This is a genomic window from Anaeromassilibacillus sp. SJQ-5 (assembly GCF_054108045.1).
In genome coordinates this window covers 530,754-546,206 of the sequence record NZ_JBPJWQ010000001.1, presented here as the reverse complement: position 1 = coordinate 546,206, position 15,453 = coordinate 530,754, and the positions used below count along the sequence as shown (strand labels likewise).

Here is a 15,453-nt window from a genome sequence, read left to right as displayed (position 1 = left end):
CCTTACCCTTCCAGCCGGTATCCCACCTTGCGCACCGTGCCGATGCCGACGCGGGATCCGAGATAAAAAAACTTCTTGCGCAGGAACGAAATATAGACCTCCACATTGTTGTCCTCCGCGTCGGATTCCATCCCCCAGACCTTGGTCAGCAGCTCCTCCTTGGGCACCACCGTATGGGGGCTGACCATCAAAATGCGGAGCACCTCGTACTCCTTAAAGCCCAGGTGAATGGATTTGGCGCCGCACTGGAGTGTATAGGTGGACAGATGCAGCGTGAGATCCCCATAGCGCATCTCCTCCAGCACCACCTCACCCTGCCGCCGGGAGAGAGCCCGCACCCTGGCCAGCAGCTCGTCCGGCACAAAGGGCTTGGTCATATAGTCATCCGCCCCGCAGTCCAGGCCGGTCACCTTATCGGCGGTTTCGTCCCGGGCGGTGAGCATGAGCACCGGGGTGCTCAGCTTATGGGCCCGCAGCTCCCGCACGATGTCGAAGCCGCTGCGCCCGGGCAGCATCACGTCCAGCACAATCACGTCGTACAGGCCGGACAGGGCGTAATCCAGGCCGTCCGTTCCGGTATACACTACGTCCACGGCGTATTTCTGCTCACTCATAATCTGGCCCAGCGCCTCGGCCAGACGCACCTCGTCCTCTACAATCAGCACACGCATCGTTCCGCCTCCCTTACATGACACCAGTTTCATTATACCACAAAGCGGCACGTGCAGCGTGCTGCCTACCTTAGTCCGGAACGGCTCCGACCGTTCCGGAGTGGTTCAATGTTCTCTCAGGCGTCCAAAGGCTTGCGCTGCAAGGCTTTGGAGAACGCCGTGAGGTTATTCTACCACAAAAGCAAGCAAACGACGTTTGCGGGGGCACGACAGTGCCCCGCCCTGCCGCAGCAGGGCCTTTTGATGGTTCAATGTTCTCCGTACCGGAAAGCTACGCTTTCCGGTAACCGCGCAGCCGCGCGGTTCGGCGCGTACCACCGCGCCGGTCACGGAGGTTATTATACCACACCCCTATGATACGAACACAGCCTTAAATTAGTCTGAAACGGTTTTTTCAGACTAATTTAAGGCGGGAGTGCTACCATGGGGGCAGCGAAACCAGAAAGGAGCGCGTCACGATGAACCAGCCGATTGTCCAAACCTTCAAGCGGTATGAAAAAAAATACCGGCTGACCACTGCCCAGCGAGCCGAATTCATCCGGCGGGTCCAGCCGTTTATGCGGCCCGACGACTACGGGACCTACACCATCGGCAGCCTGTATCTGGATACGCCGGATTTCCGGCTCATCCGCGCCTCGCTGGAAAAACCGGTCTATAAGGAAAAGCTGCGGCTACGCAGCTACGGCGTGCCTCAGGCGGAGGACACGGTGTTCTTGGAGCTGAAGAAAAAGTTCAAGGGCGTGGTGTACAAGCGCCGGACGGAGATGCCGCTGGCACAGGCCGCCGCCTATCTGCGGGACGGGACGCCCCCGGCAAAAACGGATCAGATTTTCCGGGAAATCGACTTTACCATGCGGCGGCTGGAGCCGGCGCCCCGGGTGTATCTGGCCTACGACCGCACAGCCTACGCCGGGCGGCGGGACGACCGGCTGCGCATCACGTTCGACACCTGTATTCGCTGGCGGACGGATCCGCTCGACCTGTCCGCGGGGGACGGGGGGCGGCTGCTGCTCGGCCCGGACGACGTTTTAATGGAAATCAAAATTCCCGACGCCATGCCGTTGTGGCTGGTCCGCGCGCTGACGGACATGGGGCTGTTCCCTGCGTCGTTCTCCAAATACGGCACCTGCTACGCCCGGTATCTCAGCGTCGGACAGAAAGCCGGCCTTCCCGCCGGGGAACAACAAGGAGGAATTCTCAGTGCTTGACAGTATTTTATCGTCCGTTTCCACCACCGTGTCCCTGTCCCTGCCGCAGCTGCTGCTGTGCACCGCCGCCTCCCTCGCCATGGGGCTGGGGATTGCGCTGGTCTACATGTACAAAAACACCTATAGCAAAAACTTCGTCGTCACGCTGGCGCTGCTGCCCGCCATGGTGCAGATCGTCATCCTGCTGGTCAACGGGAATCTGGGCACCGGCGTGGCCGTGGTGGGCGCGTTCAGCCTGGTGCGGTTCCGCTCGGTGCCGGGCAGCGCCCGGGAAATCAGCGCCATCTTCTTCGCCATGGCCATCGGCCTGGCCACCGGCATGGGCTATGTGGGCGTGGCCCTCTTGTTTCTGATCCTCGTCGGGCTGATGACCCTGCTGCTCACCCGGCTGCGGTTCGGCGAAAGCCGGGCCCAGGAAAAGGAGCTGCGCATCACCATCCCCGAATCGCTGGATTACAGCGGCATTTTCGACGATTTGTTCGCCAAGTACACCAAACGAGCCGAGCTGGTGCGGGTCAAGACCAGCGGCATGGGAAGCCTATACGAGCTTCACTACCGCGTCGCGCTGCGGGAGCCGGTGATTGAAAAGGCGTTCCTGGACGACCTGCGCTGCCGCAACGGCAATCTGACCATTTCCTGCGGGCCGGTGTCCACCGTGCGCGACGAGCTCTGAGAAAGGAGTGTGTTTATGAACACCCGAACCATTCGTTTTCTCAGCGGACTGGGGGCCGCGCTTATCTTCAGCGTATCTCTGGCCGGCTGCCGTCTGCTTGGGAACGCCGAGGGTTCGTCCGCCATGACAGGCGGCACGAGCGCCGGAGACACAAACGGCGGAGAAAGCGCCGCCGGCTCCGGCGACGGGAGCGGCACAACCGCGTCCGCCGCGCCGGTGGAGGTCACCTATGGGACCGAGGACACCTCCGCCGCCTACGACGCTGCGTCCGCCACGGCCATCGTGTTCAGCGGCAGCACCATGTCCATCCAGGGCGCCGGCGCTTCCGCCAAAGGGAGCGTCCTGACCATTTCGGCGGCCGGCACCTATATACTCAGCGGCACCCTGACCGCCGGCCAGGTGGTGGTAGACGCCGGGAAGGAGGACACGGTGCGGCTGATACTGAACGGCGTGTCCATCACCTGCGCGAACAGCGCCCCGCTTTACGCGAAAAAGGCGGCCAAAACCATCCTGACCCTGGCCGACGGCACCCAAAACACGCTGACGGACGGCGCGTCCTATACCTTCCCCGACGCCGAAACCGACGAACCCAGCGCGGCGGTCTTCTCGAAAAACGACCTGACCATCAACGGCGGCGGCACACTGACCGTTACCGGCCAGTACAACAACGGCATCGCGTCCAAGGACGTGCTGACCATCACCGGCGGCACCATCCGGGTAACGGCCGCGGGCGACGGCCTGCGGGGCAAGGACGGGGTCGCCATCCAGAACGGCACGTTCACCATCGACGCCGGGACCGACGGCATCAAATCCACCAACGACACCGACGCCGACAAGGGATGGATCTCTCTGGACGGCGGCACTTATTCCATCACGGCGGCCAACGACGGCGTACAGGCGGAAACCGTCCTGCAGATAGCGGCTGGCACCTATACCCTGAAGACCGGCGGGGGCAGCGCCAACAGCAGCACCGACAGCAAGGGGGAAGCCCGGCCTGGCTGGGGCCAGTGGAGCGCCGGCGGCAGCGAAACGACGGCCGACGCCCCCAGCGCCAAGGGCCTGAAGGCGGGCGCAGGCATCCTGCTGACCGGCGGGGTCTTCACCGTCGATTCCTCCGACGATGCCATTCACTCCAACGGCAGCGTCGCCATATCCGGCGGGGAATATACCCTGACCTCCGGCGACGATGGAATTCACGCGGACGCGGCCCTGACCATCAGTAAGGGCACCATCCGCATCACCAAGTCCTACGAAGGGCTGGAGGGGGGCACCATCGACATCAGCGGCGGCGACATCCAGCTCAAGGCCAGTGATGACGGGCTGAACGCGGCGGGCGGCAGCGACTCCTCCGCCATGAACGGCCGTCCGGGGCAGAATGGGTTCAGCATGGGAAGCAACAGTTCCTATTATGTCCGCATATCCGGCGGCAATTTGCTGGTGGACGCGGACGGCGACGGTCTCGACTCCAACGGCAATCTGTATATCGACGGCGGCACCATCCTGGTCTGCGGCCCCACCGGCAATGGAAACGGCGCGCTGGATTACGACGGCAGCTGTGAAATCACCGGCGGCATTCTGGTGGCGGCGGGCAGCTCAGGTATGGCGGAGGCCCCCGGCAGCTCCTCCAGCCAATGCTCGCTGATGGTCACCTATTCCTCGACCCAGCCGGCGGGGACGCCGCTGGCCCTGACGGCCGCTGACGGCGCCCTGGTCGCCGCCTTCGCCCCCTCCAAGGCTTATCAAAACGTGGTTATCAGCGCCCCCGCGCTCAAACAGGGCAGCGCTTACGCCCTGTATACCGGCGGTACCGGCACTGGGGACGCGGCCGGGCTGTACACCGCCTACTCCGGCGGCGCAAAGCTGTGCACGGTCACGCTGTCGGCCATCACCACCAGCGTGTCGGACAGCGGCCAGGCCGTGTCCGGTGGCATGGGCGGCGGCATGGGCGGCGGAGGCGGCCCCGGCGGTATGGGCGGCCGGCGATAGTCTTATAAAAACCGCAAAGGCCAGCGTGGGTTTGCCACGCTGGCCTTTCCTTATGCCCGTCCGTGGGCTGGTATCGATTCCTCGTATGCCATCACGCGGTTGCGCCCGTTGCTTTTGGCGGCATACAAGGCCACGTCCGCTCGGCGAATGAGCAATTCCATATCGGTCTGCCAATTTTCCAGCACGGACACGCCGATGCTCACCGTGACGCAGCCGAGAGGCACGTCGTCCCGGCGGAAGCCGCTGTCCTGGATGCTCTGCCGCAGTTTCTCGGCCTCGGCCCATGCCTCCCGCGCCTCGCATTGGAACAGGCAGATGAAGAACTCCTCCCCGCCGTACCGGACGGCGCAGGCGTTTTTATCCCGGATAAACACTTGAATATCGTCGGCGATGCTTTTCAAGCAGCTGTCCCCGGCCACATGACCATAGGTATCGTTATACTGCTTGAAAAAGTCGATATCAACCATCAGGCCCGCCGCAAGCGTCTGTCCTCTCCAGGCGGTTTCCTCGGGCAGACGCTCCAGATAGCGGCGGTTGTACATCTGTGTCAGCTGATCGGTCACGGCCATCCAGTTGAGCTGCTCGTTATACAGGCGGATTTCCGCCACCTGCTTTTCAATAATCTGCTTATCGCGGAAGCTGAACACCTTGCTGCGATACACAATGACGGAGATGACAAACGCCATCACGGCAATAAAAAGACTGTTGATTAGATTGCTGTAGACATTGTGGGTGCCCCCTTGCGTGATGGGAAGCAGTAGATTCAGAAAAACGAAATCGCCGCCGAAAATCAGCACGCCCTGCCAGGGCTTCAGCAGAGAAAAGGCCGCCGCCGACAGGGTGACGTAGCTGTAAACGTTCAAGCCGCCGTCACCCCGCTGATCCAGCAGGGTGATGCAGCAGGCCCACAGGCAAATCAAGCCGATATATGTGGTTTCCACACACAGGTAGGCCGCGCTTTTCGGCGGTTTTCCCTTGTGCAGACGCCGGGCCATCAGCAACAGCACCAGGGTGACGGTAAACAGCAGGATATACAAAACCCAGTACAGGGTGCGCCTTTGTGAGTAAAACGGCCCCCCTGACCGGAAGGTGGTCAGCAGAAACATGAGGGCCTGAAAGGCCAGAATCAATATGCCGATGGTCATGGTCGTCCGGTGCGTCGACTGCACCAAAGCCTGTTCAATGGAAGCCCGGCATGACTCCTCCAAAGGGAACCCCAGCCACCTGCGTATTTGCTCGCGCTTCATGTACCTACCCACTCCCCAGCCACGATTCGACCGGTTTTCCTCCGGTTCGACGACCTTTATACTCAGTATATGCTGATTAGTATACCATTTCCACACAGAAATGTCGACATAAAATACGTCAATCTGCACGGTTTTTGATGGATCGATATTGATGAATCAAAAAGAGGGGAAACGAACTCATCGTTCGTTTCCCCTCCCCCCTTCAAAATTCCCCCCCGAAATTTGAAGGCTGGTTCATGAGCGCTCCATGACTGTCCCGCCCGAATCAGCGGTGCTGGAGCAGGGTATACACATCGGTATTCTTCCACTTCCGCAACGCCGACACGGTCTCCACCTCAAACAGGCGGCAGGTGGATTCGTTGGCATCGTCCACCCTGTCGAGCGGCAGTTCCAGAACCGGAAGCACGCCGATTTTGGAAAAGCTCTGATATTCCTGCACATTGACGGCACTGAGCAGCGTGTTGAACAGCACGTCGTGCATACGGGCCGTATGCTGATAGGGCGGCACCTCGTCCAATGACCGATCGTAATTGGCGGGACTCCAGTATTGGGGCAGATAGCCGCCGGCCTGCAGCTCCTTCAGCTCCAGGTTGCGCGAGGCCGTCAGGCGGAACACCCGCACCACCGGCACGATATGGCCCGGAAAATATTTCTGCTTGCGCACCACATGGACGAAGACCAGCTGACCCGCATACGCTTCCGCCGCGCCGGACAGCCGGTAGGAAAGCACGTCGCCCGGCTCCCAGTCGTTGACAAAGAGCTGATAGGTCGCCACCTTCTTCTGCTCGGGCTGAGGCGTTTGCAGTTTGCTTTCCAGGCGGCTGAGATACTCCATCTGCAGCAGATACTGCCGATCGGAACCCCGGCGCTCCATCGTCACCTGGCGGCAGCTGTCGATCGCCCGCAGCGCGTTGATTTTCACCTGCTCGGTCAGCCGGCCGTAATTCCACATGATATCGGCCAGGGCCATCCAAAACTCCCTGCCGAACTGGGTGTCTTTCTGATCGCCCGTCATGCTCTGCAGCTCTTCTACCGCCTCCTCACCGGTTTTTCCCTGGCGAAGCAGTTCCACAAATCGATTCCGGACAACAGCCGCCTGTTCCGAACGTCCCAAGGACGTCTCCAGCTTTTTCATGCCGCCTCTCACTCCTCGTAACGAAATGCCCATTTGGCTTCTATATATACAATTCCCGCCAAGGCAAAATCTTACAGGAGATTTTATAAAAACAGCATTGTTACCAGAAAAGTGCGTGAAACCGCCAAAAAAATGCGGAAAGCCGGCATTTTTAGCCGCAGCTTCCCCGCAATTGCGTCAGGGCTTCCTCGATCATCCCCAAAGCGGCGCAGGTATCCTCCGGCGGCGCTTCGACGACCGCGTCCGTTCCACCAGCGAGCAGGCGGCCAAACGCTTCAACCTCATAGATAAAGCCATCCCGATGGGGAAATTCCTCTGTACGGACAAGGCCGCCCTCCGTGAACAGGCGCACCTCTCTGGCGTCATACATCCGGGGCAGCTCAATCCAGCCGGCCGTGCCGTATAGGCGGGCCGCCTGATCCCCCATCTGATCGCCGCCGCAGGTCATCATGGCCAGCACATCCCCCGGGAAGCGCAGGGTCAGCGCCGCGAAGCTGTCCACCCCGCCGGGGGCCAGCCGGCCTTCCGCCCGCAGAGAGCGATATTCCCGCCCCAGCATATGGATAAGCGCGTGACAGCCGTAAATACCCACGTCCCACAGGGCGCCGCCCCCCAATTCGGGAGCGTACAGCCGGGACGCCGGATCATACGGGCTGTTGAAACAGAAGTCCGCCTGCATACTCCGCAGTTCACCGATGGCCCCCTCCCGCACCAGCTCCCGCGCGCGGCGCCATGCCGGCAGATACCGCGTCCACATCGCTTCCAGCAGCGGGACGCCGCACGCCTCCGCCAGGTCAAACAGACGGCGCGCCTCCCTGGCCGACATGGTCAGCGGCTTTTCACACAGCACGGCCTTGCCCGCCCGCAGGCACAGCTCGACAGCCGCCGCGTGGGCGGGGTGGATGGTCGCCACATAGACGGCGTCCACCTCCTTGTCCGCCGCCAGCTCCTCGTACGACCCATAGGCTTTGTCCGCGCCGAACCGGGCGGCGAAGGCCGCCGCCCGCTCCTTGTCCCGGGCCGCCGCCGCCACCAGACGGGCGTCCCTCGCCTCTGGAATCACCGCGGCCATCCGCCGGGCGATGCCGCCGCAGCCGAGAATTCCCCACCGTACCATCTTCCCATCTCCTTTTCTGCTTATAACAAAACCCCGCCGGAGCCGGCGGGGCGTTTCGGTAAAAGAATGAGCGGGCCTGTAAGCCGAGTTCTGTCGTGAACAGCCATCTATCTCGACCATATGTTGCCACATGGCTCTAGCCGCCTGTTGAAGCACATCGGGCCAATGTATCGCTTCGGTCGGCGTTGCTCCGGATAGGGTTTGCAGGGCCGCACAGTCTCCTGTGCGCCGGTGAGCTCTTACCTCGCCTTTCCACCCTTACTGCGGGGAAGCCCCGCAGCGGTATCTCTCTGTTGCACTTTCCCTAGGGTCACCCCCGGCGGCCGTTAGCCGTTATCCTGCCCTGTGGAGCTCGGACTTTCCTCATGCGGTTGCCCGCACGCAGCTGCTCAGCCCGCTCACCCGATTAGTGTAAAGCAAAGCGGCTGAAAAGTCAAGAAAAAGCGGGAGGCGCCCCGCCTTTTTCCCGCGGGAGGTCTCGGCCGCAAACGGCGTCGGTTACAATTTCCGCCGCATCAGCCGGTGGGGCACATGGCCGTCTAGGTGTTCGCCGCCGCAGACGGCAAACCCTTGCTTTTCATAAAAGGGGATCACCCGGCACTGGGCGTCCAGTTCCGCCGTTTCCGCCCCCAATTCTTTGGCCCGGCGGCACATCTCCCACACCAGCCGTGCCCCTAGTCCCCGGCCGCGGTAAGCGGGCAGGGCGGCGATCCGCCCCAGGCCGTAAACCGCCGGTGCCTTTTCGTAAAGCCGTCCGGTGGCAACCGGCTCATCCCCGTCGTAGGCGATAAGATGCTGGGAAGCGGCATCCTGCTCATCCAGCTCCATATCGGGCCGGTACCCCTGCTCGTCACAAAACACACGCAGCCTCACGCGGTACGCGTCGGACAAATCCCCGTCCCCCGGCCGCCATACAAAGCGAATCGTCTCCAAGCTATCGGCTCCCTTCCGTACAATAAGAACCAGTATCAATAGCCTGAAACAGCCAGGCCATTGATACTGGTTCTTATTGTAATGGGCCAAAAAACGCTTGTCAACCGGGTGCCCGCCCTTAAGAATTCCCGCCTTTATTCCTTTTTCAGGGCGGTGGATTCCCGGACAATCAAATCCGGTTTAAGCTGAATCTGCCGGCAGGGCGTGCCCGGCGTCTGAATTTTTTCTATCAGCAGTTCGGCGGCGATGCTTCCCACCCGCTGCCCATGGGTATCGATGGTGGACAGGGAGATGGGCAGGAACTGGGAAACCGGAATGTTATCGTAGCCCATGACGGCCACATCCTCCGGGATCCGCAGCCCCGCGCTCATCACAGCGCGCATGACGGCGATGCTCATATAATCGTACAGGCAGAAAATCGCGTCCACCCGCTGCTCCCGCAGGAGAGCAGCGGCGGCCCGGTGGATATCCTCCGTGTCCTGGGTGCAGAACCGGATGAGATCGTCGTCCCGCTCGATCCCATGAAACATCAGGGCGTCGCGGTAGCCGTTGATGCGGCTTTCGGCCTGCCGATGGTCGGCAACGGCGCACAGGCAGCCGATACGCCGGCGGCCGGACGTCACCAGGTGATCCGTGGCCATATACGCGCCCATACGATTGTCGCATTTGACATAGCTGACGGGATATTCCTGCACGCCGGTGCTGCCGCAGAGAACCAGCGGGATGCTTTCGTCGCTTTTTCCGCAGATAAACCGTTCAAAAATCTCATCCACAAAGGTGGGAAACACCAGTAGGCCGTCCACTCGCCGTTCCTGCAGCATCTGCATATAAAACATCTCTTTATCCAGCGACAGATCGGAAATGCCTAAAATGATGCCATAGCCCTTGCTGTTGGCGTATTCCTCCACCCCCTTGATCATATGGGCGAACAAAGGGTTTTCCATATTGGGCACAATCAGGCCAAGCAAGTTGGTGAACTTGCTGCTCAGGCTTCTGGCTGCAAAATTCGGCAGATAGCCCAGCTTTTCCACCGCGTCCAAAACGCGCTGCTGCGTGGAAGCCTTGATTTTATCGCTGTTTTGCAGCACCAGGGATACCGTCGCTGTCGAACAGCCGGCCTCCTTCGCCACATCATAGATAGTCACCTTCGACATATGGGCTCCTCCTTCTCCGCAGCAGGACGTCCTTCTGCAAATTAAAACGGTTACAAGATGATTTTACCAAATACGGGGCGATTGTGCAAGTCTTATGTAGAAACGGCGAAGACACGGCGGAAAAAGGCCCCCGGCCGCAGTTTTCCGCCGCGGCCGGGGGCCTGTTCCCTCATCATTTATTGAAGATGGCATTAATGGCCGCGTCATAGGTGCCGTTCATAGCGGTCAGCGCCCCCTTAACGGACGTGGTATGCGCATAGATACTCTCCGCCAGCGCCACGTTGAAGGCGTTCCCCAATTCGTTTACCGCCGTGCCGGGATCGTAGGTGGCCTTTTCCAGGCACAATTTGTACATGTCCAGGCTCTTTTTGTCGTTGGTCTGGAAATAGTCGGCCTGTATGTCGTCCCAGTAATCCAGGCCCTTTTCATCGCCCAACGGCCGGGCCAGCGCATTGAAAATCACGGCGCTCTTTTCGTAATCCTTGTTGGTGCGGATCAGCGTAAAGAGGCGATTGTTGCGGGAATCGCTGGTATAATCCTTGGCGTCCGGGCCGATGGGATAGGGCACCATGCCGTATTCCATGTTGGTGTCCTGCGCGCCGGCCTTGATCTGCTGGTTCAGCACCCAGGACTCATGCAGCAGGAACGCGGTCTTCCCCTTCAGGAACTCTTTGACCGGATCGTACCCGCGGTAGACGGCGTCCCAGGTCTGCGCCGTGCCCAGCTGCGCCCCGTTGGTGAAGACCACCTTGTCGGTGTTCACCAGGTTATACAGATACGTCATGGCGTTGATCGCCGCGTTGGACGAGCCGGTGAACGAGGCCTTGCCGGAGCTGCGGGTGACCAGGTTGGCGCCGTTGGCGGTCATAAAGCCGTTGGCCATGTAATCCGGATAGCCGACAATGCCGTAGGTCTTTTTGCCGCTGTCGGTGCAGGCCGCGGCCAGGGTTTTCAGCTTCTCAAAGGTCCAGGTCTTGTTCTTCACCGCGTCGTAAATGGTGTCGGGATTGATTTTGTTGGCTTTCAGGAGGGTCTTGTTCATCACGATGCAGTACCGGACCTCCGGCGGCCGGTAGAACTGCAGGCCGTACTGCTTGCCGTCGTAGCTGCCCAGCTTGGTGCCGTATTCCACCCAACGGGCGTCTTTCGGATCGATCAAGGAGCATTTGCTCCAGGGCGTGATATAGCCCAGCTGTGCGGCGCCGACCATCTGACCGGGAGACAGCTCGACGATATCGGCAAACTTGGAATTGGCCAACACATAGGTCTTGATGGTATTGAGATCGGGATATGGGCTGTTCAGAATTTTGATTTTGCAGTTGTACTGGGTCTGCACTTCCTTAATACGCTCAAAGAGCTGCTCCTCAAACAGCGTGGAGTTGCTGGCTAGCTTTTGCGGCAGGAAGGAGGACATGATCGAGAAGGTGTAGCCGCCCATGTTGACGACGGTGTCCTTGGCCAGCTTGCCGGCCGTGGAGGAGCCTCCCCCCGAGGTTGTGCTGGAGGTCTGCCCCTGCTGCCCGCCCTTGCTGCTGGTGTCCGGCTTCTGCGGCTCCTTGGAAGAGCCGCCGGACGTATCCGAACCGCCCGATCCCTCGCTGACCTCCGAACCATCCGGCTGGGAGGCGACATCGGAGGGAACGTCGGAGCCGTCGGAATAGGACGCGTCGGACACGGCGCTGCCCTCCGGGCCGGACGGCGCGGCGGAGCTGCTCGGATCCTTGTTGCTGCCGCAGGCGGAAGACATGGCCATGGTGACAGAAGCCGCCAGCAGTACGGCAAACAGCCGGGATGCCCGTGAAAGATTGCCTTTCATGTATGTACCACCCTTTCTGAGTCGCCTTGCGAAACGGTTTAACGACCGATAGAAGCCGGCAGCTTCGGCCTTGTCGGAAAGCTCCATCGACGCCGTCCTTTTGCAAGGGCATTATGACCAACACAGTCTGTCACTTGGACACTTTTGTGTTCAAAGTTATTATATAGCGGCAATCTCGCTTTGTCAATAAATCGGTTTAATAAATTCTATGTTTGTTTATTTGCACAATTTTATATGTAATTATTTAATATATACGCGCAATAATTATGGTAAATTCATTAAATGGCAATTTTTTGTGTATTTTATAAGGATTTGTCTATATATTATCTCTATAGGATTTTATCAATAAATCTTATCACAATCGCAAGAATTTAGAAAAAACCATTGACAATCCACCTTTTTCGGCCTATAATATGGCTATTAAATCGTTTAAATTAATGCGGCGCAATGTTCCATGCGGAGAGGGATGACGACTTGCATAATAATGGGATCAACGGCCGGGCGGTATGCTTTTGGAGCTGGAACAGCGATATGGCCGAGGAGGAAATTCGGCTCCAGATGGAGGAGTTTGCGCAGGGCCGTTTCGGCGGCGTGATCATTCACGCACGCGCCGGGCTGCGCATCCCCTATATGGGGGACGCCTGGTTCGCCGCGTTCCGCACGGCGGTTGCGCAGGCCAAACGCCTCGGGCTGGAAATCTACATATATGATGAGGATGGCTGGCCGAGCGGTTTCGCCTCGGGCCGCATCCCCGAATTGGGGGACGCCTACTGCTTCAAGCGGCTGGAGCACGCGGCCAGCAACCGGTGGGGCGATCGCCTGCTGGCGGTTTACCGCGGGGACGCGAAGGAGGGCTACCGCCGTATCGACCCGGCGGACGCGAAGGAGGGCGATCTCTTTTTCGGCTACACCATCGATCGGCATTATGTGGATCTTCTGTACCCGGATACGGCGCAGAAATTTCTCGAATTCGTCTACGAGCGCTATGCGGCTGAGGTGGGCGACGCCTTCGGCGACCCCATCAAGGGCGTGTTCACCGATGAACCGCAGCTGAACTGCGCCGGCTATCCCTGGAGCGTCGGGCTGCCCGACGCGTTTGAAAAAGCCTATGGATACTCGCTGTGGGATAACCTGTGGCTGTTGGCCGCGGACTGCGGGGAGTACCGGCGGTTCCGCTACGAGTTCTGGCAGCTGGTGGGCGATATGTTCCGGCAGACCTTCACCCTGCCGGTGTCCCAGTGGTGCGAGCGCAACGGCCTGGTGATGACGGGACACTTCGCCTGCGAGGACGGCCTGTGCGATCAGATCTCCAGCTGCGGGGGCATCATGGGCCATTACGCCCTGATGCAGCTGCCCGGCATCGATTACCTGGGCAACCGGGTGACCAGTCCCGTGCTGATGAAGCAGGCAGCCAGCGTCTCCCGGCAGTTCAACGGCGGCGAGGTGCTCAGCGAAACCTTCGGCTGCTCCGGCTGGGGCGTCACCCTGGCCCGCCTGGCCTGGATTTGGGGCTGGCAGTCGGCACTGGGCGTGACCAAGCCCTGCTTCCATCTGGCGGCCTTCACCATGGAGGGCCGCCGCAAGCGGGACTACCCCGCCTTCTTTTCCTATCAGGAGCCTTGGTGGGACGTGTTTCCGGCCTTTATGACATGGGTGGATCGCCATAACGCGCTGATGCGGGAAGGCGAACGGCTCTGCCGCGTCCTGGTCATCCCTCCCATCCTCGGCATGATGTCCGAATACCGCGAGGCCTCCGGCAACCGAGAGCGAAATATGCGCCATTCCAGCCAGTTCCGCCTGCTGCTGGAAAACCTGCTGAACCTCCAGGTGGATTTTGAAATCGGCGACGAAAACCTAATGCGCCGCTTTGCCGCTGTGGAGAACGGTCGCATCCGGCTGGGGAACTGCGCCTACGACTGGGTGTTTGTGGCGGACAGCGATTACAACCGCTCCAGCACTATGAAACTGCTGCAGACCTTCGCCAAGCAGGGCGGCCGGCTGGCGTATGTCAACAGCATCCCGAACGGCGCCGAGGAAAACACGGCCGATTGGCCGGGCACCAAGCTGGTGCAGAACCGCCGGGACATGCTGGACAAATATCTGCGGTACGCCGGTTTTCCCCGAACGCTCACCCTTCTGAACCCCCGGACGCTGACGGTCGCCTCCGGCCTGGCGGTGCATGTCCGCCGTGTGGAAAACCGTCTGCGGATCCATGTCTGGAATATGAGCTACGATCAGTCCTGCCACGCGGTTCTCGAGGTGAAGGGCGACCTGGCGGTTTCCCGGCTGACCCCGGAGGGCGGCTGGGAGACGCTGCCCCGCACCCGCGGCGGCAGCCAAACGACCTATGTGCCGCTGCGCTTGGCCGGTGGGGAGAATCTGCTGCTGGAAACGGGCGAGGCCGCCGAACCGCCGTTGCTTCCTCCCGTTTGGTCCGTCGACGGCGTGGAAACGGCATCGGTTTCCCTGACGGATAAGAACTGCCTGACCCTGGACAGGGCGCGGTTCGCCGTGGGAAGCGACGCCCTGTCGGAGGAACTGCCCGTGGTGCACATAGCCGATCGGCTGTACAAGGCGGCGGAGTCGCAGCCGGAGGCCGACAGCGTGGTGCTCTGCTATCAGTTCCACTGCAGCGGCGATTTCGTTCCCAGCGAGGACAGCACGCTGGCTTTCGAAACCAGGGACAACATCGGGGCCACCCTCAACGGCGGGGATCTTCTCCCCCGGCGCACCGGCTGGTGGATGGATCGGTGCATCGGAGAATTCGACGCGCGGGGCCTGCTACGGCCGGGGCGCAACGAGATCCGCCTGACCTACCGGCTGCGGCACGCGGGCACCGCCGCCCATGTGGGCGAGGTATTCGAAACCGAGCGCAACCGCTTTTTCTATCCCCTGGAGCCGGATAACGTCTACCTGCGCGGGGATTTTGATATCGAAGCCGCCGGAATCCTGTCCTCCACCCCCGGCTTCCACTCCCTGCAACAGGCGCGCTTCACTGTGACCCCCCCGACGCCCAAGGTCTGGAAGGATTTGACGCCGCAGGGCCTGTGGTTCTATCGGGGCGACGCGACGCTCACCTTCACTGTGACGGCCATCCCCGGAACGCGCACGATTCTGTCCCTGAAGGATCTCCATGCGGCCTTGGCCGTATGGGAGGTGAACGGCCGGACCGGCCCCCTGTTTCAGGCGCCCTTCGAGGCGGATTTGACCGGCTGCCTCCAGCCCGGAAAGAACACGGTGCGCCTGCGACTGGTGGGAACCAACCGCAACCTGCTGGGGCCCCATCACCATATCAACGGAGAAAACATTTTCGTCGGCCCCAGTACCTTCCGGGGAGAGCGGGGCTTCGAGGATTTCGTGTCCCCTTGGATCCGCACAGACAACACCTGGACGGACGCCTATGCGTTCGTTCCGTTCGGCGTCGGCGGCATCGAGATCCGGCGCTGCGCCGCCCCCCTCGCTCTCGAGCAGGAAGCGCCATAACGTTCAGAGCAGTACGCACACGGCCCTATT

At 60.6% G+C, this 15,453-nt stretch carries 11 protein-coding genes and 1 other RNA gene; 4 read left to right on the top strand and 8 right to left on the bottom strand.

What is annotated here, in order from left to right:
* Window positions 1-2: 2 nt before the first annotated feature.
* Window positions 3-671, bottom strand: a complete 669-nt coding sequence (locus tag ACSAMM_RS02220) for a response regulator (protein ID WP_178725455.1) — start codon at window positions 669-671, stop codon at window positions 3-5.
* Window positions 672-1,129: 458 nt separating this feature from the next.
* On the opposite strand from ACSAMM_RS02220, the gene ACSAMM_RS02215 reads away from it, so the two are divergent.
* From ACSAMM_RS02215 to ACSAMM_RS02205, 3 genes are read left to right on the top strand one after another with little or no spacing between them, the layout of a single operon-like run.
* Window positions 1,130-1,879 (top strand): VTC domain-containing protein, encoded by a 750-nt coding sequence (locus ACSAMM_RS02215; RefSeq protein ID WP_457789463.1) that lies wholly within the window; start codon window positions 1,130-1,132, stop codon window positions 1,877-1,879.
* A complete protein-coding gene (locus ACSAMM_RS02210; RefSeq protein ID WP_178725745.1) occupies window positions 1,872-2,552 on the top strand; it encodes a DUF4956 domain-containing protein in 681 nt (226 codons plus the stop codon). The genes ACSAMM_RS02215 and ACSAMM_RS02210 overlap by 8 nt, the downstream gene beginning before the upstream one ends.
* A 15-nt stretch (window positions 2,553-2,567) precedes the next feature.
* Window positions 2,568-4,538: a carbohydrate-binding domain-containing protein gene (locus tag ACSAMM_RS02205; protein ID WP_457789461.1), complete on the top strand. Its 1,971-nt coding sequence runs from the start codon at window positions 2,568-2,570 to the stop codon at window positions 4,536-4,538.
* Window positions 4,539-4,588: 50 nt separating this feature from the next.
* Here the strand turns inward: ACSAMM_RS02205 and ACSAMM_RS02200 are convergent, their stop codons facing one another.
* From ACSAMM_RS02200 to ACSAMM_RS02170, 7 genes are all read right to left on the bottom strand, one after another.
* Window positions 4,589-5,746 carry a GGDEF domain-containing protein gene (locus ACSAMM_RS02200; RefSeq protein ID WP_457789459.1) on the bottom strand — a complete coding sequence of 386 codons (1,158 nt, stop codon included), beginning with the start codon at window positions 5,744-5,746 and terminating at the stop codon, window positions 4,589-4,591.
* Between the two features lie 304 nt (window positions 5,747-6,050).
* Entirely contained in the window at window positions 6,051-6,920 is an 870-nt protein-coding gene (locus tag ACSAMM_RS02195) for a hypothetical protein (protein WP_457789457.1), read from the bottom strand.
* Window positions 6,921-7,071: 151 nt separating this feature from the next.
* Window positions 7,072-8,037 carry a Gfo/Idh/MocA family protein gene (locus ACSAMM_RS02190; protein ID WP_457789456.1) on the bottom strand — a complete coding sequence of 322 codons (966 nt, stop codon included), beginning with the start codon at window positions 8,035-8,037 and terminating at the stop codon, window positions 7,072-7,074.
* A 63-nt stretch (window positions 8,038-8,100) separates the two neighbouring features.
* Window positions 8,101-8,438, bottom strand: an RNA gene (rnpB, locus tag ACSAMM_RS02185) — RNase P RNA component class A.
* Window positions 8,439-8,535: 97 nt separating this feature from the next.
* Complete coding sequence (locus ACSAMM_RS02180; protein WP_178725754.1) at window positions 8,536-8,970, bottom strand: GNAT family N-acetyltransferase; 435 nt, start codon at window positions 8,968-8,970, stop codon at window positions 8,536-8,538.
* Between the two features lie 134 nt (window positions 8,971-9,104).
* Complete coding sequence (locus tag ACSAMM_RS02175) at window positions 9,105-10,124, bottom strand: substrate-binding domain-containing protein (RefSeq protein ID WP_178725756.1); 1,020 nt, start codon at window positions 10,122-10,124, stop codon at window positions 9,105-9,107.
* Window positions 10,125-10,296: 172 nt separating this feature from the next.
* A complete protein-coding gene (locus ACSAMM_RS02170; RefSeq protein ID WP_457789454.1) occupies window positions 10,297-11,940 on the bottom strand; it encodes an ABC transporter substrate-binding protein in 1,644 nt (547 codons plus the stop codon).
* A 474-nt stretch (window positions 11,941-12,414) separates the two neighbouring features.
* Between ACSAMM_RS02170 and ACSAMM_RS02165 the strand changes: the two genes are divergently transcribed.
* The gene (locus tag ACSAMM_RS02165; RefSeq protein ID WP_457789452.1) at window positions 12,415-15,423 is read left to right on the top strand and encodes a hypothetical protein; all 3,009 of its coding nucleotides are present in this window, start codon (window positions 12,415-12,417) and stop codon (window positions 15,421-15,423) included.
* Window positions 15,424-15,453 lie beyond the last annotated feature (30 nt).